The 17,926-nt window shown below is 70.2% G+C and carries 13 protein-coding genes; 7 read left to right on the plus strand and 6 right to left on the minus strand.

Features of this window, described 5'->3' with window-relative positions; all coding sequences use genetic code 11:
- Window positions 1-172: 172 nt before the first annotated feature.
- On the minus strand, window positions 173-514 hold the full coding sequence (locus tag O0S08_RS29630) for a hypothetical protein (protein WP_269032698.1): 342 nt from the start codon (window positions 512-514) through the stop codon (window positions 173-175).
- A 238-nt stretch (window positions 515-752) separates the two neighbouring features.
- Here O0S08_RS29630 and O0S08_RS29635 point away from each other — a divergent pair, with 238 nt between their 5' ends.
- The gene (locus O0S08_RS29635; RefSeq protein WP_269032699.1) at window positions 753-1,712 is read left to right on the plus strand and encodes a hypothetical protein; all 960 of its coding nucleotides are present in this window, start codon (window positions 753-755) and stop codon (window positions 1,710-1,712) included.
- A gap of 40 nt (window positions 1,713-1,752) precedes the next feature.
- On the opposite strand, the gene O0S08_RS29640 is transcribed toward O0S08_RS29635, so the two are convergent.
- Window positions 1,753-3,408 (minus strand): DUF2330 domain-containing protein, encoded by a 1,656-nt coding sequence (locus O0S08_RS29640; protein WP_269032700.1) that lies wholly within the window; start codon window positions 3,406-3,408, stop codon window positions 1,753-1,755.
- A gap of 294 nt (window positions 3,409-3,702) precedes the next feature.
- Between O0S08_RS29640 and O0S08_RS29645 the strand changes: the two genes are divergently transcribed.
- Window positions 3,703-4,692 carry an NAD-dependent epimerase/dehydratase family protein gene (locus O0S08_RS29645; RefSeq protein WP_269032701.1) on the plus strand — a complete coding sequence of 330 codons (990 nt, stop codon included), beginning with the start codon at window positions 3,703-3,705 and terminating at the stop codon, window positions 4,690-4,692.
- A 37-nt stretch (window positions 4,693-4,729) separates the two neighbouring features.
- Complete coding sequence (gene kbl / locus O0S08_RS29650; protein ID WP_269032702.1) at window positions 4,730-5,920, plus strand: glycine C-acetyltransferase; 1,191 nt, start codon at window positions 4,730-4,732, stop codon at window positions 5,918-5,920.
- A gap of 127 nt (window positions 5,921-6,047) precedes the next feature.
- Here the strand turns inward: kbl and O0S08_RS29655 are convergent, their stop codons facing one another.
- Window positions 6,048-6,458: a hypothetical protein gene (locus O0S08_RS29655; RefSeq protein ID WP_269032703.1), complete on the minus strand. Its 411-nt coding sequence runs from the start codon at window positions 6,456-6,458 to the stop codon at window positions 6,048-6,050.
- Window positions 6,459-6,685: 227 nt separating this feature from the next.
- Between O0S08_RS29655 and O0S08_RS29660 the strand changes: the two genes are divergently transcribed.
- Entirely contained in the window at window positions 6,686-7,639 is a 954-nt protein-coding gene (locus tag O0S08_RS29660) for a hypothetical protein (protein ID WP_269032704.1), read from the plus strand.
- Between the two features lie 127 nt (window positions 7,640-7,766).
- Window positions 7,767-8,894, plus strand: coding sequence for a M14 family metallopeptidase (locus O0S08_RS29665; protein ID WP_269032705.1), 1,128 nt, complete (start codon window positions 7,767-7,769; stop codon window positions 8,892-8,894).
- Between the two features lie 72 nt (window positions 8,895-8,966).
- Here the strand turns inward: O0S08_RS29665 and O0S08_RS29670 are convergent, their stop codons facing one another.
- Window positions 8,967-10,982 carry a ribonuclease R family protein gene (locus O0S08_RS29670; RefSeq protein WP_269032706.1) on the minus strand — a complete coding sequence of 672 codons (2,016 nt, stop codon included), beginning with the start codon at window positions 10,980-10,982 and terminating at the stop codon, window positions 8,967-8,969.
- A gap of 96 nt (window positions 10,983-11,078) precedes the next feature.
- Window positions 11,079-12,365 carry an outer membrane protein assembly factor BamB family protein gene (locus tag O0S08_RS29675; RefSeq protein WP_269032707.1) on the minus strand — a complete coding sequence of 429 codons (1,287 nt, stop codon included), beginning with the start codon at window positions 12,363-12,365 and terminating at the stop codon, window positions 11,079-11,081.
- A gap of 395 nt (window positions 12,366-12,760) precedes the next feature.
- Here O0S08_RS29675 and O0S08_RS29680 point away from each other — a divergent pair, with 395 nt between their 5' ends.
- Window positions 12,761-13,669, plus strand: a complete 909-nt coding sequence (locus O0S08_RS29680; protein WP_267702360.1) for a hypothetical protein — start codon at window positions 12,761-12,763, stop codon at window positions 13,667-13,669.
- Window positions 13,670-13,933: 264 nt separating this feature from the next.
- Window positions 13,934-15,826, plus strand: a complete 1,893-nt coding sequence (gene htpG, locus O0S08_RS29685; protein WP_269032708.1) for a molecular chaperone HtpG — start codon at window positions 13,934-13,936, stop codon at window positions 15,824-15,826.
- Between the two features lie 80 nt (window positions 15,827-15,906).
- Here the strand turns inward: htpG and O0S08_RS29690 are convergent, their stop codons facing one another.
- Entirely contained in the window at window positions 15,907-17,733 is a 1,827-nt protein-coding gene (locus O0S08_RS29690) for a DUF11 domain-containing protein (protein ID WP_269032709.1), read from the minus strand.
- Between the last annotated feature and the right edge of the window lie 193 nt (window positions 17,734-17,926).

Genomic DNA, 17,926 nt, shown 5'->3' on the forward strand with positions numbered 1-17,926 from the left:
CGGCCCTGGATCCGTCGGCAGTCGACCCCTCGCAAGCTCGCGGGCGCGCAGCATCGCCAGCTGGGCTGGGGAGCTCTTCGTGAGCTCCACAGTGCCGCGGGAGACAAAAACCCTACACCGGCCTTTCAAGATGAATGGGGCCAGACCGCTCGAGCGCTCCAGGCCGCCGCCGTCAAGCGTCGCCTTCGTCTGAAGGTTCGTCGCTCGGCGGGCAGAGCCACTCGGCGCGCATCTCGTCCCTGGCCAACAATTGACGCACCACCCGCTCCATCGTCGGTCGGTCCAGTCGCTCCACGAACAGGTCCGGCGGCAGCAGGTACTCCGCCGGTACGTCGGGATCGTCTTCCAACCGGGCCCGGTGGATGAATTGGAAGGTCCACACATTCAACGCGTACCGACGACCGTCGGGCAGCAAGACCACGACGTTGGCAAACTCGTCCGTGGGATCGTCGCCCGGTAGAGGCTCCCAATGTTCAAACTCGAGCCACAGGTCGAAGGACGTGGATTGTGTCATCGTTCTCCCGTCGGGAGTGTCAGACTAGCGCCTCACGTAGGACCGCACTACGACTGCAACGGGACGACCAGCTTACGTGGTGACAGCGCGGCGGATCACGGGTAGCGACAGGGACCGCGCGCCGTCATCGGTGCGAAGGAAGTCGCATGCCCGATGTCGCCTGCGAACGACGGTCCTACGCACGAACAGCCGCTCCGGAGGCGATCCACGCGCGATGGCTGACGGTACAATGTCGTCGATGCCGCGTCCGCTCATCGCCATCCTGTTCGCCAGTCTCCTCGCCTGCAATTCAGGCGCGCCCGACCCGGCCGCCAAGCCCGCGACCGGTCCTGCACCGACGAGCGCCGCGACTGCGTCCGACGCCAAGGTCTCGCCCGCGGCCGCGGCCTGCCCGGAGAAGGTCGCGGCGATGCGCACCCTGTTTTCCCACGGTCCGGGCGACTCGACGAGCCTCGAATTGCCGCCGGGCATGGAGCTCCCGGCGGCGCCTGGCGGAGAGCCGGTCGGCGACGGGATGCCGGTGTACGTGCTCGCGGACGGCGGCTTCAAGCTCGACGAGCAGGTGCACCCGACTGTCACCGAGCTGCGCAAGGCGCTCGACGCGGAGCTCGAGAGCGTCAAGCAGCGGAGCGCAAGCACCGGTGCGCCGTTCCGGGCGTCGTTGTCGCTGGTCGTCGACGCGCGCGTCCCGGCCTCGACGGTCCTCGAGCTCGCCGAAGGCATGCCGCCCGAGGTCGCTCTGTCTCAGGTCGTCCAGCTCGCCGGAGACACCGCCCCGGCGGCCCCGCCGACGCCGCCGGCGGTCCAGAAGCTCTTCGACGAACCCCGCCCCGACCTGCGCGCGACGCAGCTCGCCAAGACGATCGAGGCAGCGATCGGCGGCTGCAAGCCGATCGCCGAGCTGTTCCGGCAGCTCGCCACCATGGACCCCGCTTCCCGCGGGAAGACGCTCCTCGACGGCCTGCCGGGCGCCGTCGAGGCGTGCAAGTGCGAGGGGATCGACCTCGAGGTGCTCGTCCCTGCGGTGTGGCAGATGAGCGGCAAGACGTCGCCGAGCAAGCGGCAGTTCCCGCTCGCGCTGGCCCGCGACGCCAAGGCCGAGCAGGTGCGCCTGCCCGCGAACGCCACGGCCGCCGACCTCGCAGTCCTGGTCGGGGCGCGCGGCACGGCTCCGTTCCGCCTCGTGCTCGAGAAGTGACGCGCCGCGGATCGGCGCCTCACCTGTCCTCGAGGCCAGATCACTGCCGGCGCCGGCGCAGCCCCGCCAGCGCCAGCAGCCCCAGCGCCGCCCCGCCGAGCAGCCCCTCGCCGGGCGCCGCGTCGCAGCGCCCGCAGCCCGCGCGCGACTGCGGCACGACCAGCGTCGGCGGCTGCGGCTCGCCCGAGCCCCCGCCGTCCACCGCCCCGCCCGACGCACCCGCATCACCCCCACCCGAATCGCCGCTCGAGTCCCCCGCCCCACCGCCCGCGATCGGCTGCGGATACGGATTGACCCGCGCCGGCTCGCCGGGCAGCGCCGGGATTTCGAGCATCTTCACCTTCAGGTACGTGCGCATCGACGCGTTGCGCGGCACGAACGCCAGGTCGCGCGCCGCGAGCGCGGGCGGCTGGCCCCCGTTCGGCGGTCCGCCCCAGATCCCTCGCTGCGGGTTCTGACAGCGGATCGGCCCCTCCCACGGGTGACGGATGATGTAGCGGGCCTGGAAGTTGTTCCACCCTGTGATCGTCGCCCCGACCTCGTTTTGACCGGGCCCGCCCGTCTCGCGCCCGCCGGTGATCGGCTCACCTGCGCGAAAGACCAGGTCCTCGCCCAGGCTCTCGGCCCCGTAGCGCGCGTGCAGCCGCGTCAGCACGAATTGCCCCGGATCGGGGTACCCGCCGAGCTCCGGCATCACGTCGGCGCCGAGCGTCATCAGCTCCGCGCCGTCGAGCGGCGGCGTCGGACACGGATCGCAGCTCCCGGTCGCCCACGCGTACTCGGTCACCACCGCCCCCGGGTGGCGGGCCTGCGCCTGGTCGAACAGCGCCGCGTAGAACCCGGGGAAGTTGCGGCGCGTCGCGTCGGCCACCTCGAGGTTGGTGGGGATCGACACGTTGCGGTAGTTGGCCGCCTCGTAGCGGGTGTTGCGGGCGATCACGTGGACGATGAGGTCCTGCTTGCCCTTCGCGTTCAAGAGCCCCAGCCGCACCGGCAGGGCGAACGTGTCGCTGTCGTAGTGGAACCGCAGCGGCGACAGCATCGCCTGCCCGCGCGGGTCGAACTTCACCTTCTTGCTGTCCACTCGCGCGACAAAAAATTTCATCCCCGCCTGCACGTACGGTCGCAGCACCTCCGCCGCGCCGGCCGGGATCTTGTAATTGTGCGCCCGGAGCCACGTATCGAGCCCGTTCGAGTCCTGCGCGCCGAGGATCAGGATCTGGTACTCGCCGACCGCGAACTTGGCCTCGATCTTGACCCCGAGGTCGCGCTCCGCCGACTTGCTCACGGAGGACGGCGCGGCCATCGGCGGCCCCGCACCCGCGCGCTCGTCCGCGTCGTACTTCACCGGCTCCGGGCACGGGTCCTGCTCCCAGTACTCGACCAGCCGCGGCGCCGCCAGCTGATCGACCCGCTCGAACACCGCCTTGTCGAGCGTCTTCACGTCCTGCTCCTTCAGCACCACCGGCACCGGCACCACCATCGCGAAGTCCTGCGGCGGACCCTGATAGTTGTTCTGCATGGACAGCACCGTGCGCTGACCCTCGCGCATCAACACCACCTGGGTGGCATTGTTGTAGAGCTTGGTGTCGGCTCCGCTCACATAGAAGCCGCAGAACGCCTCGGCGACGGCGGGGGCGGCGAAGACCAGACAACAGGCGAGCGCAGGCAGGGCGAACGGGCGGAGCGGCGACATCGGACCTCGCAGGACGATCAGGGTGCCGGCCGACGAATGTCACGTCCATCCGACAGGCGAGCGAACGACCGCCCCCGCCGCGGCGCTTACACGCGCGCTCGCGCCCTTCGCTCACATGTCCCGAAGGACATATGGTGTGCAGCCGCCTGCACCGATCGCCGACACCGGTCCGCGCTCGCGAGCGGCGGCGGGTCCGCGACGTGTGAGATTCGCCAGGGGGTCCGTGCACCCGCCCCGCTTGCGGCGGCGCGCCGCGATTTGCCACCATGCGCCCGGAGCTCGGCCAGTCCTCTCATGACAGCATCCCACGGTCCAGTCGGCCCCCTCACCCCCACGGGCCGCAAGGTCCTCGTCACCGGCGCCGGCGGACAGGTCGGCCTCGATCTCCTGCAGGTGCTGCGGGCCCGCGGCGACCAGGTGTTCGCCAGCGACCTCGCGCCCCCGCGCGGCGACGCCGACCTCGGCCTGCCGTGGTCGAGCCTCGACGTCACGAGCGCTGCTCAGGTCGACGCCCTGTTCGCCGAGCTGCGCCCCGAGGTCGTCTATCACCTCGCCGCGATCCTCAGCGCCACCGGCGAGCGCGACCCGCTGCGCACCTACGCCGTCAACCAGGACGGCACGCTGCACGTCCTCGAGGCCGCGCGCAAGTTCGGCGTGCGGCAGGTGATCTTCACCAGCACGATCGCAGTGTTCGGGCCCGGCCTGCCGGCGCTCGTCGGCGACGACGTCTCGCTGCGACCGACCACCATGTACGGCGTCACCAAGGTCGCCGGCGAGCTGCTCGGCGAGTACTACAGCCGCCGCCACGGCCTCGACTTCCGCGGTGTCCGCTTCCCCGGCCTGCTGTCGGCCGTGCTGCCGGGCGGCGGCACCAGCGACTACGCCCCGCTGATGTACTACGAGTCGCTGCGGACCGGCGGCTACGAGGCGTTCTGCCGCCCCGACAGCCAGATCCCGCTGATGTACATGCCCGACGCGCTGCGCGCCCTGGTCGAGCTGTCGCTGGCCCCGCGCGAGCGGCTCGGCCGCTGCATCTACAACATCGCCGCCTTCTCGCCGACCGCGCAGGAGATCGCGGACGAGGTCGCTCGCGTGGTCCCCGGGGCCCGCATCACCTTCAAGCCCGACCCCGCGCGCCAGGCCATCCTCGACTCGTGGCCGCGCGCGCTCGACGACACCTGCGCCCGCCGCGACTGGGACTGGCGCCCGGCCTGGGACCTGGCCAGGATGAGCGACGACCTCACCCCCAAGCTCGCCGCGCTGGCCGCCCGCGCCGGCAAGTGACCTGCCCGATTCCACCTGCCCCGAAGGACCTGTCCCCATGTACAGCAAAGCCCGTGACCACTACGCCGCCATCCTCGCCGAGATCGACGCCGCCGGCCTGACGAAGCACGAGCGCGTGATCGCCTCGCCGCAGGGCGCCGAGATCACGGTGAACGGGCGCACGGTCCTCAACTTCTGCGCCAACAACTACCTCGGCCTGTCGAGCCACCCGGCGGTGATCGCCGCCGCCCGCGACGCCCTCGACGAGCGCGGCTACGGCATGTCCTCGGTCCGCTTCATCTGCGGCACCCAGGACCGCCACAAGGAGCTCGAGCAGCGACTCGCCGGGTTCGTCGGCACCGAGGACGCCATCCTCTACTCGTCGTGCTTCGACGCCAACGGCGGCCTGTTCGAGACCCTGCTCGGGCCCGAGGACGCGATCATCTCCGACGCCCTCAACCACGCCTCGATCATCGACGGCGTCCGCCTGTGCAAGGCCCAGCGCCACCGCTACGCCAACGACAACCTCGAGGAGCTCGAGTCGATCCTCAAGGACACCCAGTCGGCGCGCCTGCGCATGATCGCCACCGACGGCGTGTTCAGCATGGACGGCAACATCGCCCGCGTGAACCAGATCTGCGACCTCGCCGAGAAGTACGGCGCCATGGTCATGGTCGACGACAGCCACGCCACCGGCTTCGTCGGCCCGACCGGCCGCGGCAGCCACGAGCACAGCGGCGCGTTCGGCCGCGTCGACGTCGTCACCAGCACCCTCGGCAAGGCGCTCGGCGGCGCCTCGGGCGGGTTCGTCGCGGCCAACAAGGAGATCGTCGCCCTCCTGCGCAACCGTTCGCGGCCCTACCTGTTCAGCAACTCGCTGGCGCCGTCGATCGTCGCCGCCTCGCTCGCGGTCATGGACCTCTTGACCGGCAGCTCCGAGCTGCGCGACCGCCTCGCCGCCAACACCCGCCGCTTCCGCGCCGGCATGACCGCCGCCGGCTTCGCCATCAAGCCCGGCGTCCACCCGATCGTCCCCGTCATGCTGGGCGACGCCCGCCTGGCCGCCGAATTCGCCGCCCAGATGCTCGACGAGGGCATCTACGTGATCGGCTTCTCCTACCCCGTCGTGCCCAAGGACCAGGCCCGGATCCGCGTCCAGCTGTCCGCCGGCCACCAGCCGGAGCACGTCGAGCGCGCGATCACGGCCTTCTCGGCCGTCGGCAAGCGCCTAGGCGTGCTGTCCGCTTGAACATGTCCTGAGGCGCCTGTCCTCAGGGACATCTGAGGACGGGCGCCCCCGCCCGCGGAGCGATCTCCCGCCCGGTGGCTGCAATGGGTCGCAGCCCGTCGGCGGAATCGCGCCTCCTGCGCAGTCGTCAACGGCTCTTTACGTTGGCGATCATCATCAGCACGAGGCACGCGACGACCGGGATCACATAGGGCACGACCTTGAGCCCCCCGAGCTCGAAGTTCTGCCAGCCGAGCAGGAACTCGCCGCCGGCGATCGATCCAGCCACCAGGATCGCCCCAAGCCGCTCCGGCCAGTCGGTCTCGATCTTCAGCCCGATATAGAAGATGAGCAGGCCGACCGCGCCCGTGATCGCCGGGAAGGCCCACGCCGGCAGCCCGGCGATGGCGTCGATGCCCTTGGTCGCCAGCTCCGGGTTGCTCAGCGCCAGGTTGGCCAGGACCGCCACCAACACCAGCCCAGTGGCGAAGATCAGGTAGGTCCAGATGCGTCCTTTGTGGGTCCGGTGGCTGTGGTCGTGGGCGTGCCCTGCTGCCATGCGTTCCTCCGCTGGCACTGTACCGCGTCCGGCCGGTCACACCCCGACCCCGTTGCGACGCGGAACACAGTCAACCAAGACGCGCGCTCTCGGTCACCGGCCGGCGGGCCATCCCTCGCAATTCCGACGTCCCCCCTTGCCGAGTCTGCCAGTGTCGGGCAGCATGAAATCGTTCGGCTCGGATCCTTCGACGCTACTTACGGTCCTTTTTTCGTCACGGTACTCCCATGCAACGCAACGCTCTCCGCTGGCTTCGTAACCTCCCGCTCCTCTCACTGATCGTCACGCCTCTCGTGATCCCCGCCTGTGGCATCTCGAAGCTCGACATCGACGGCTACGAGGAAGGCGACGAGAAGGGTGAAGGCGGCCAGGGTGAAGAAGAAGGCGGCCTCGAAGAGGGCGGCCTCGAAGAAGGCGGCCTCGAAGAAGGCGGCCTCGAAGAAGGCGGCAACGCCGAAGAGGGCGGCGGCAGCGGCCCCAGCGATCCCGGCACTGGCGGCTGGGAGGAAGGCGGCGAGGGCGGCGAGCAGGGTGAGACCGGCCATATCCCCGGCGAAGAGGGCGGCGAGGAAGGCCAGGCCGAGTGGGGCGGCGAGGAAGAGGGCGGCGGCGAAGGCCCCAACCCCGGTGAAGAGGGCGGCGGCGAGGAAGGCCAGGCCGAATGGGGCGGCGAGGAAGGCGGCGGCGAAGGCCCCTTCCCCGGCGAAGAGGGCGGCGGCGAGGAAGGCCAGGCCGAATGGGGCGGCGAGGAAGGCGGCGGCGAAGGCCCCTTCCCCGGTGAGGAAGGCGGCGGCGCCGAGGGCAACGCCGAGTGGGGCGGTGAAGAAGGCGGCGGCGAAGGCCCCCAGCCCGGTGAAGAAGGCGGCAACGGCGAATGGGGCGGCGAGGAAGGCGGCGGCGAAGGCCCGATGCCCGGCGAGGAAGGCGGCGGCGCCGAGGGCAACGCCGAATGGGGCGGTGAAGACGGCGGCGGCGAGGTCGGCGGCGAGACCAGCGGCGGCTTCCCCGGCGAGGAAGGCGGCGAGTGGGGCGGCGAAGGCGGCGTCCCCGACGAGGGCGGCAACAAGCCGGCCAAGAAGCCCGTCGTCCTCATCGAGAAGCAGTTCAACCAGTGCCTCGACTCGGGCAGCGCCTACGACCATTGCGTCGGCCAGCTCGACCTCGCATTGAAGAAGCTCTGAGCTCGCACGCGTCCGCGTGAATGAAGCGCCGAGGTCCGCACGACCTCGGCGTTTTGCGTGGGTCCATCCGTCACGCGCGGCCGAACTTGCGCGGACCGCCGATGCGCCGGACACTTCGCGCCGACCGATGCAGATCACCAGCAACTTCGACGGCGGCAACATCCTCGTCCGCGACATCGCCGACCCCGGCGACGCGCACCTCGAGATCCGGCGCGACAACCAGTCGGACTTCTACCAGTGGTTCTACTTCCGCGCCTCGGGCGTGCGAGACACCCCGCTGGTCCTGCACATCGACAACGCGGGCACCAGCAGCTACCCGCCGGGCTGGAAGGACTACCGCGCAGTCGCCTCCTACGACCGCGAGCAGTGGTTCCGCGTGCCCACCGACTACGACGGTCGCCGCCTCACCATCCGCCACACCCCCGACCACGACAGCGTCTGGTACGCCTACTTCGCGCCCTACTCGCACGAGCGTCACCAGGACCTGATCGCCGCCTGCCAGCTGTCGCCGCGCTGCCGCCACGAGCTGCTCGGCGCCACGGTCGACGGCCGCGACCTCGACCTCCTCGTCCTCGGCGAGCCCGCGCCCGGCAAGCGCGTCTGCTGGGTCATCGCCCGCCAGCACCCCGGCGAGACCATGGCCGAGTGGCTCATGGAGGGCCTGCTCGAGCGCCTGCTCGACGACGAAGATCCGGTCGCGCGCCAGCTGCTGGCCAGGGCCGTCTTCTACTGCGTCCCCAACATGAACCCCGACGGCTCGTTCCGCGGCAACCTGCGCACCAACGCCACCGGCGCCAACCTCAACCGCGAGTGGCAGGAGCCCACGCGCGAGCGCAGCCCCGAGGTCTACTTCGTGCGCAAGCGGATGGAGCAGACCGGCGTCGACTTCTGCCTCGACGTGCACGGCGACGAGGCCCTGCCCTACAACTTCATCGCCGGCCCCGACGGCGTCGCCTCGATCACCAAGCGCGTCCTCGACCTGCAGGACGAGTACGAGCGCCTCCTGATGCGCAGCAGCCCCGACTTCCAGCTCGAGCACGGCTACGACGCGGTGGCCCCCGGCGCCGCCAACATGACGATGTGCACCACGTTCATCGCCGACCGCTTCGGCTGCCTGTCGATGACCCTCGAGCAGCCGTTCAAGGACACCGTCGACTCGCCCCACGAGCTGTTCGGCTGGTCGCCCGAGCGCTGCCGCAAGCTCGGCCGCGCCAACCTCGACGCGCTGTTCGGCATCCTCGATCGCCTGCGCTGACGGCGAGCGCCGCCGCGAGACCGGCCGAGCGGCGGAGCCTGCCCCTTCGGACAGGCATCCGCCGCGGCCGCGCTACGCCCCGCTCTTGCCTGTCCCTTCGGACATACGCATCACGAACGCGAACTCGATCTTGCGCCGCTGCACGCTGCTGTCGATCACCTCGACCACCACGCGATCGCCGACCGTCAGGGCGAAGCCCGTGCGCTGGCCGACCAGCTTGACCCCGGACGAGTCGAGCTGGAACGGCTCGCCGCGGTCGCGCTCGAGGTTGCCGAGGCGCACCAGGCCGTCGACGAACGGCCGGTCGACCTGGACGAACACCCCCGGCGAGCCGATGCCCGACACAGTGGCCTCGAACCGGTCGCTCAAGCGGTCGCGCATGTAGAGCGCCGCGAACAGCGACTTGCTGTCGCGCTCGGCGTCGGCGACCGCCCGCTCGCGCAGGCTGCTGCGGGCCGCCTGTTCGGCCGACTGCTCGCGCGGCGGCATCGCCGGCACCGGCTCCGGCCCCGGCAGCCCGCCGATCTTCGCCAGGTGGGCCTTCAGCACGCGGTGCACGATCAGGTCCGGATAGCGCCGGATCGGCGACGTGAAGTGCGCATAGGCGTCGCTGGCCAGCGCGAAGTGGCCGACGTTGTCGACGCTGTACTGCGCCTGCGCCATCGCCCGCAGCATGAACATGTGCAGGGCGGCGCGGCGCGGGTGGTGCTGCGTCCGGTTGAGGAACTTCTGCGCCCCGCGCGGCGTGTTCAGCTTCTCCGGGTCGGCCTTGGCGCCGAGCGCCTCGGCCACCGTCGCCAGCTGCTCGAGCCGCACCGGGTCGGGCGGCGCGTGGATCCGGTAGACCAGCGGCAGCTTGGCCGACACCGCCACCCGCGCGACCGCCTCGTTGGCGGCCAGCATCAGCTCCTCGATCAAGTTGTAGGCCCGCGCCAGCTCGGCGCTGGCGCGCGTCGGCACGATGTCGCGGATACGCTCCGGGTCGTCCTGGTCGAGCAGCACCTTGATCTCGGGCACGTTCAGTTCGATCGCCCCGAGCCGCAGCCGGCGCGCGCGCAGGCGGTCGGCCGCCGCTCGCAGCGCCGCGATCCGCGAGCACACCTCGGCCGGCTGGGTCTCCTGCGGACCTGTCTCTTGAGACAGCACCGCCGCGACCTCCTCGTAGGTCAGGCGCTTGCGGCTATGGATGACCGCCGAGCGCAGCACCAGCTCGTCGATCTCGCCGTCGCCCTCGAGGCGGAAGCTCGCCACCATCGCCAGGCGGTCCTGCTCCGGCACCAGCGAGCACATGTGCGACGACAGCGCCCGCGGCAGCATCGGGATCGATCGGTTCGGCAGGTAGCACGAGAAGCAGCGCCAGGCCGCCTCGCGGTCGATGGCCGTGCTCTCGCGGACGTAGTGGGACACGTCGGCCACCGCCACGTGCACGCGCACGGCCCCGTGCGGGCCCTCGCCGGCGATCTCCTCGACGCACACCGCGTCGTCGAAGTCGCGCGCGTCGACCGGGTCGATCGTCATGAACTCGAGACCACGCAGGTCGGCGCGGTTCGCCAGATCCTCGGGCTGCACCGTCTCGGGCACCGCCTCGGCCTCGGCCAGCACGTCGGCCGCGAACTCGGGGTCGATGTTGTACTCGAGCAGGATCTTCGCCTGCTCGGTCGCCAGAGTGTTCGGCGGGCCCAGCAGTCGCTCGATCCGGACCGCCCCGCCGTCGCGGGAGTCGATCGGGTAGCGCGTGATCGCGGCGACCACCACGATGTCCTCGGGGACAGGTGTGTCGTCCTCGACGTCCGGCCGCAGCAGCACGCGGGGGTCATCGCACTCGAGCACGCGGACGCGGCCGATCCGGCGCACTTGCCCGGTCAGGCGCGTGCGACCGCGGCGCACGATCCGCACGATCTCTCCCTCGAAGCCCTTCTCGGACGGCCAGCTGTGGACCTCCACCTCGTCGCCGTCCAGCGCGCCGCTCAGGCGGCCGCGCGGAATGAAAACAGTACCTTCACCATCGAGGCGTTCGGCGAAGCCGAAGCCTCCGGGGTTGACGACCAGCTTCGCGGCCGCGGCCCCCTTTGTCTCTTCTTTACTCACGCGCGAGAAGATGCCGACCCAATTCCCCCCGCGCAACCCGCGACGAAGCGCGGCAAACGCACGCGCGCGCGAGCACGCCCGAAGGCCGGTGCGCGCCTATCGGAAGGCTCGCAGGTGACCGTCGTCGCAGCCCACCACGATCGTGCCGTCGCTCGCGATCGCGACCGACGAGTCGATGTCCGCGCCGAGCTCGATCGTCCACAGCACCTTGCCGCGCGGCGACACCGCGTAGAGGCGCTCGTCCTGGCTGCCGAAGAAGATGTTGCCGGCGGCGTCGACGACCGGGGTCGCGTGGATCTTGCCGCCGGTCGGCAGCACCCACTTCACGTCGCCGCCCGGTGACAGCGCGTACAGGTTGCCGTCGAACGACGTCGCGTAGACCGCCCCGCCCTCGCCGAGCGCGATCGCCGAGCGGATGTCCTTCTGCGCCACGAAGCTCCAGCGCAGGCTGCCGTCGGTGCGCAGCGCGTGCACGCGGCCGTCGTCGGCGCCGACGTAGATCGCTCCGTTGTCGCCGAGCGCCGGCCCGCCGTCGACGTCGGCGCGGATCGAGTAGGTCCACTGCATCGCGCCGTCTGCGCTGAGGGACATGAACAATCCGTCCTGTCCTCCGACGTAGATCGTCCCGTCGCCCGCCACCAGCGGGGCGGCGAACACGTGCTTGGCCTGGATCGACGCGTCGGCCGGGTAGTGCCAACGGATCTGTCCTTCGGGACTGATGCGATAGACCCCGTCGGCGCCGAGGATGAGGTCGCCGTCAGGGGCGATCGTCGGCCCGCCGTCGGCGTCGCAGCGGGCGCCCTCCGGGCCGGGCACGCGCGCGCCGTCGCAATTGCCGAGCTTGAGGGTCCACGCGATCGCCTGCTTGTCGAGGTCGATCGCGTAGAGCGTGTCGTCGTCAGCGCCGACGTACGCGCGATTGCCAGCGACCGCGGCCGTGGCCCAGACCATCCCGCCGAGCGTCACGTCGAGCACGATCTCGCCAGCGCGCGAACCGCCGAGCGCGACCCCGATGAACCGTCCTGCGTGCGTCCCGACCAGCGCAGCGGGCTCACCGCCGACCGTGCCGAGCGCCGGCGAGGCGAACACCACGGCGCCGAGATCGCGGTCCCACAGCTCCTTCGGCTCCTGCGCCGGCCCCTTCCCCTGCGTCGGGCCGGCGTGTCCGGGGCCGCCGCGGCTCCACTTGCCGGTGGCCGGCGTCGGCGCCCGCGACGTTGCAGATACAGCCGCCTCGGCCGGTCTGGGCGCCACGCAGACCCCCGCCTCGCAGATCCTGTCGCCTTTGCAGTCGGTGTCCTTGGCGCAACCCGGGTCCTGGGTGTTCGGCGCCTCGGTCGCCTCGGTCCACTGGCAGCCTGCGGCGCCCAGCACTCCGAGCACCGCCAGCGCAAGCCCTAGAACATCGTTACTTCGACTTCTGCGCGACACTCCAGGAGTCCTTTGCCGGGCGCGACCAAGTGAGCGAAAACTCTTGCCTTTGCGGCAATCTACCTTCGGCTCGGCTTTGACATCAACATTTTGGGGTGGTACCTGTATCCCGATATTCGCGGGAAAAAACGCCCCCCAGCGCGAGTTCCCGCGCAGGACCGGGCGTCGCCCGGCGCCCCCGGGTACCCCTCGTTTCTCGCGGGTGCGCCCTCGGCGCACCATCTCCACCCCGCCCGGTGTTCCCCTCGATTCACCCTCTGACCAGCCCCCGAACGACGTTCTGTCGCATTCCGGGTCTGGCTCGGATTTCTGGCCCTCCGGGCCTTCTTTGCGCCTGAGGAGCACGCATGTCCAGCCAGCCAGCCGCCCAGATCTCTTCCGGGACCGACGAGCCGGTCGAAGAGATCTACTACCGCAAGGGCGACATCGACTTCTGTTTCCTGCTGAACCGCCGGCACCACAACCTCCGCGTGTTCGACTACCGCGTCGGCAACTACCAGCAGAAGCGCGACTTCTTCGACCGGATCGCGCGCGCCGAGGGTCTGCGCAAGGTCTTCACGGTGGTCGAGAAGCAAGACTCGAAGAGCTGGCGCAGCGTCGGCTTCTCGCGCGAGGGTGCGATCCCCGGTTATTTCCGCACCGCAGACGCCTATATCATGAGTCGCGTCTACACCGAGGACGGTGAGCCGATTCAGGGCGGAGCGCCGAAGATGGGCGCGCCGCTGGCGTTGCCGGGCAAGGAGGGCAAGGACAAGGACCTCAAGTCCGTGCCCAAGCCGCGCGGATTGACGGTCGACTTCATCCGCGACCCCGTGCTGCTGCAGGACATCGTCCGCGGCGTCGGCCAGGACGCGCTGTACGCCCCGTTCCGGCGCGGCGTGTTCAACCCCGATCTGGCGATCCACGCCAAGACCGGCAAGAAGGAGTACTGGGTCGGCGCCGAGACCGACAGCTCGTTCGGCCACGCCAAGGTCGACATGTTGACGCCGCCGGTGAAGGACATCGAGCTGCCGGTGCTCGAGTACTGCGTGAAGGCGCTGCTCGACGAGCTGCACAAGCAGGAGACCGCCAGCGTGTTCGCGCTGTGCGCCGCCGACTGGACCCTGAGCAATCAGGTCTACAGCGAGCTCGGCTTCAAGGTCACCGCGCGGCTCACCGATCACATCACGCGCGCCGACGAATTCGTGGGCGCGCAGCTGTGGCACCGGCGCCTGGCCAACGTCGCCGCGCCGAAGCTGAGCAGCTTGCTCGGCTGATCGATCGCCGACGACTTCATCCTCGCGCGTGCGCCCCTCGGCGCGCACGCGCGTCGAGTCATTGGTTCTTCGCGCGCCGAGGGCCGTGCGCGCCGGCCGAAACGCGGACCGCCAACCTCGCCGGCGGCACTTGACGCACCTGGGCCTGGGTTTACCTTCACGCCCGGAGCCGTCCCGGCGGCGCCTGCGTGCACGAGTCCGCTGGCGCGCGTGTGCCGGGGGCCCGCGACAACCCTCCGATTCGTTTCTTGCCGAAGGTGCCACGTGACCACTAGCCGCGAAGAGAAGCACGAGTTCAAGGCCGAAGTCAGCGCCCTGCTCCGCCTCGTCACCAACTCGCTGTACACCAACCGCGAGATCTTCCTCCGCGAGCTCGTCTCGAACGCCTCCGACGCGCTCGACAAGGCGCGCTTCCAGGGCCTCACCGACACCAACCTGCGCGACCGCCACGAGAAGGCGCAGATCAAGGTCGTCGCCGATCACGCCCGCGGCGTCCTCACCATCGAGGACACCGGCGTCGGCATGACGCGCGACGAGATCGCGCTGAACCTCGGCACGATCGCCCACTCGGGCACGCTGAAGTTCATGGAGCAGGCGCGCGCGCAGCAGGAGAGCGGCCAGAAGCCTGACGTCAACCTCATCGGCCAGTTCGGCGTCGGCTTCTACAGCGCCTTCATGGTCGCCGACCGCATCGACGTCACCAGCCTGAGCGCGGCCGAGGGCGCCGAGGCGGTCCACTGGAGCAGCACCGGCGACGGCACCTTCAGCGTCGGCCCCGCCCAGCGGAGCACCCGCGGCACCACCATCGAGCTGCACCTCAAGCCCGACGCCAAGGAGTTCCTCGATCGCTGGAAGATCGAGGGCATCATCAAGCGCTACAGCAACTACGTCGTCCACCCGATCCTGCTGAAGGTCGTCGACGACAAGGGCAACACCGAGGTCGACGGCAAGCAGGTCAACGACGCCACCGCGTTCTGGATGCGGCCGACCCGCGAGCTCACCGACGCCGACTACAACGAGTTCTACAAGCACGTCATGGGCGGCTTCGTGCTGCCGGGCGACGAGCCGCTCGGGCACCTGCACCTCCACGCCGACGCGCCGATCCAGTTCGTCGCCCTGCTCTACATCCCGGGCAAGCCGCCGGCCGACCTGTTCCAGGAGGACCGCAAGGCCCTGCAGCTGTACGCCCGCCGCGTCGTCGTGATGGAGAGCTGCGACAAGCTGCTGCCCGGCTACCTCCGCTTCGTCCGCGGCGTCGTCGACTCCGAGGACCTGCCGCTCAACGTCTCGCGCGAGATGCTGCAGGAGCACAGCGCCCTCACCTCGATCCGCCGCCAGCTGAGCCGCAAGGTGCTCAAGCTGCTCGAGGGCATCGCCAAGGACAAGCCCGAGACCTACGAGAAGATCTGGGACAACTACGGCGCCGTCCTCAAGGAGGGCATCCACACCGACAGCACGCACCACGACGACCTCGTCGAGCTGCTGCGCTACCGCACCTCCGCGGACGACAAGCTGGTCTCGCTGGCGCAGTACGTCGAGACGATGCCCGAGGGTCAGCCGGCGATCTACTACATCACCGGCGAGTCGCTGGCCGCGGTGGCCCGCAGCCCGCACCTCGAGGCCTGCCGCGCGCGCGGCTACCAGGTCCTCTACATGGCCGACCCGATCGACGAGTGGGTCGTGCAGGACCTGTCCGAGTACAAGGGCAAGAAGCTCGTCAGCGTCACCCAGGGCGACCTCGACATCCCCGAGGACGAGCAGCACAAGCACGACGCCGGCGCCATCGCGGCGGCCGTCGACAAGTCGAAGCAGCTGCTGACCGACAAGGTCAAGGACGTGCGCGTGTCGAAGCGCCTGCGCGAGAGCGCCGCCTGCCTCGTCGACGACAGCGGCGGCCTGTCGCGCAACATGGAGCGGATCCTCAAGATGGCGCGCCAGGACGTGCCGACGCGCCAGCGGATCCTCGAGCTCAACCCCGAGCACCCGTTCGTCCAGGCCGTCGACAAGCTCGCCCGCGAGGCCCCGAGCGACGACCGCCTCGGCACCTACGTCGAGCTCCTCTACGATCAGGCCGCCCTCGCCGAGGGCCAGGTCCCCGACCCGGCCGGCCTGCTCAAGCGCTTCAACTCGGTCCTGAGCGGCACCATCAAGATCTGAGCCGCGCCACCTGAAACGAACGAAGAGCTCCGCGACGGCGTCGCGGAGCTCTTCGCGCTTTCTGAGCCGGCCGTCGGTCGTTATCGAACGGACGAGCGCCGCCGACCCCGCAGCAGCGCCAGCAGGCCGAGCAAGGCCGCCGAACCTGTCCCTCCGGACATATCATTGCGGCAGCCGCAGCCCTCCCCGCCGGTCTGCCCGCCGGTCTCGCCCGCGCTGTCGCTGGCCCCGCCGGTGCTGCTGAGGTTGCCGCCCGTCGGCTCACCCGTGGCGTCGCCCCCGGTCGTCGGCGCCGTCGTCGCCGTCGTCGTCACCGCGCCGCTGTCGCTCGCGCTGTCGCCGGTGCCGGTCGGCTCCGAGGTGCTCGTGCCGCCGTCGGTCGTCGGTTCGACCCCGTAGGCGGTCATCGTCGCGTTCGAGGCGGCGACCAGCGTGTTGACGCCCGCGCGGAATTGCAGGCTCGCGCTGTTCTCGTACACGCCCGGCGCGCCGAGCTCGACCGTGACGCTGACCGTCTTGCCCTCGCCCTCGCCGAGGTTGCCCAGCTGCCAGGTCACCACGCCGTCGACGTGGCTGCCGTCGTCGGTCGCCGACACGAACGTCACCCCCGCCGGCAGCGTGTCGGTCAGCACCGCGTCGAGCGCGGGCATCACTCCCATGTTGACGAAGTTGATGTCGAACGTGACCTCGGGGACATCCGTGGTCGCCGGCGCCGACTTGGTGACCGAGATCTGCGGCAGGCCCTCGGCCGTCGCGCACGGCGCCTCGAACAGCGAATTGAGAAACAGCCGCGTCCCCTGCGTGGTCGGGTTCTCCGAGATCGGCAGATCGACGTCGTACTCGTGCCCGCCGAGGTAGCTGACCTTGCCCGCGGTCAGGCACGCCGCCGAAATCCCCGGCTCGCTGATGAGGCCCGGACAGATGCCGTCGACGAAGCCGGTCATCCACACGTCATTGATCCCGATCGGCGTGCCAGCCTCGGTGATCATCACGATGTCGCTGCCCTTGTAGCTGTCGCCCTGCGGCAGGCTGTACGCCGGCTCGCTGCCGCCGACCGACTGGAACGGCCCGTCGAGCTGACCGAACGGCGTGTCGGTCTCGTAGTACTCGTACATGTTCGGCTGCTGGCCGATGAGGAACCCGTGGGGCGTCAAGAAGTGCCCGTGCGCGGCCAGGTTCTCGAACGCGTTGACCGCCTGACACTCCGCGAACAGGTGCGTCGGGTGGGTCAGGAACTCGCGCATCTCCGCCACCACCTGCTGGTTCTGCTCGGCGTCCTTCACGCCCCAGTGCATCGACATGAACTGGCAGTAGACCGGGTCGCCCTCGTCGTCGAACAGCGCCCCGTCGCGCAGGTTGTCCTCGGTCGGCCCCGAGAGCTCGTCCGGGTCGAGCATGTCGGGGCTGGTGTCGGGCCAGCCGTAGTCGCCGACCGAGTCGGGGATGCCGGCCGCCATCATGTACTTGCGGGCGATCTTCTGGTTGCCGTCGGCCATCATCGCGATCGTCGGCGCCACCACCAGCGTCGCCGCGACGTCGCTGGAGAACCCCTCGCTCGCCTCGTGCACCGCCACGTCGGGGTTGTCCTGCTGCCACGCCTCGACGATCGGCAGCGCCGCCGCGGCGTCGGCCGCGTCGATCACCCACGGCCCCCCGCGATAACCGTGGGCCTCGATCGCCGCCCCGCTGGCCACGTCCGTGCCCGAGGCCGTGAAGTCCGCGTCGCCGTGGCCCTTGCCGGCCTTGATCGCCCAGTTCACCGGCACGCCCTGACGCAGCAGCTCGTACACGAGCCCGTAGGCGCGCAGCATGCCGAGGTCCTGGTAATCGGTGTCCATCGGGATCACCAGCGAGCCGGCGGCGAAGTCGGCCGCATCGGCCGACACCGGCGCGAACGCGAGCGCCACGGCGACAGCAGAAACACCTGTACGGATCATGAGTATGGTTCTCCGATCCGCTTGGACAGACCCCCCGAGTCTCGCTCCAACCTCGCCTGCACGATCCAACCTGTCCCCCGAGACATGCCACGGCGCTCGCTGTCCCACAACGACGCACGGCCTGTCTCTTTGAACATGTGCGCCTCGCCCGCCGCGGGCGAGC

Source organism: Nannocystis punicea (assembly GCF_026965555.1).
GTDB lineage: Bacteria > Myxococcota_A > Polyangia > Nannocystales > Nannocystaceae > Nannocystis > Nannocystis punicea.

Excerpts from the sequence above, each read along its gene's own strand:
- O0S08_RS29665 (WP_269032705.1), top strand. The coding sequence starts at position 7,767 with ATGCAGATCACCAGCAACTTCGACGGCGGCAACATCCTCGTCCGCGAC.
- O0S08_RS29635 (WP_269032699.1), top strand. The coding sequence starts at position 753 with ATGCCGCGTCCGCTCATCGCCATCCTGTTCGCCAGTCTCCTCGCCTGC.
- O0S08_RS29660 (WP_269032704.1), top strand. The coding sequence starts at position 6,686 with ATGCAACGCAACGCTCTCCGCTGGCTTCGTAACCTCCCGCTCCTCTCA.
- O0S08_RS29630 (WP_269032698.1), bottom strand. The coding sequence starts at position 514 with ATGACACAATCCACGTCCTTCGACCTGTGGCTCGAGTTTGAACATTGG.
- O0S08_RS29645 (WP_269032701.1), top strand. The coding sequence starts at position 3,703 with ATGACAGCATCCCACGGTCCAGTCGGCCCCCTCACCCCCACGGGCCGC.
- O0S08_RS29640 (WP_269032700.1), bottom strand. The coding sequence starts at position 3,408 with ATGTCGCCGCTCCGCCCGTTCGCCCTGCCTGCGCTCGCCTGTTGTCTG.
- O0S08_RS29655 (WP_269032703.1), bottom strand. The coding sequence starts at position 6,458 with ATGGCAGCAGGGCACGCCCACGACCACAGCCACCGGACCCACAAAGGA.
- kbl (WP_269032702.1), top strand. The coding sequence starts at position 4,730 with ATGTACAGCAAAGCCCGTGACCACTACGCCGCCATCCTCGCCGAGATC.
- O0S08_RS29680 (WP_267702360.1), top strand. The coding sequence starts at position 12,761 with ATGTCCAGCCAGCCAGCCGCCCAGATCTCTTCCGGGACCGACGAGCCG.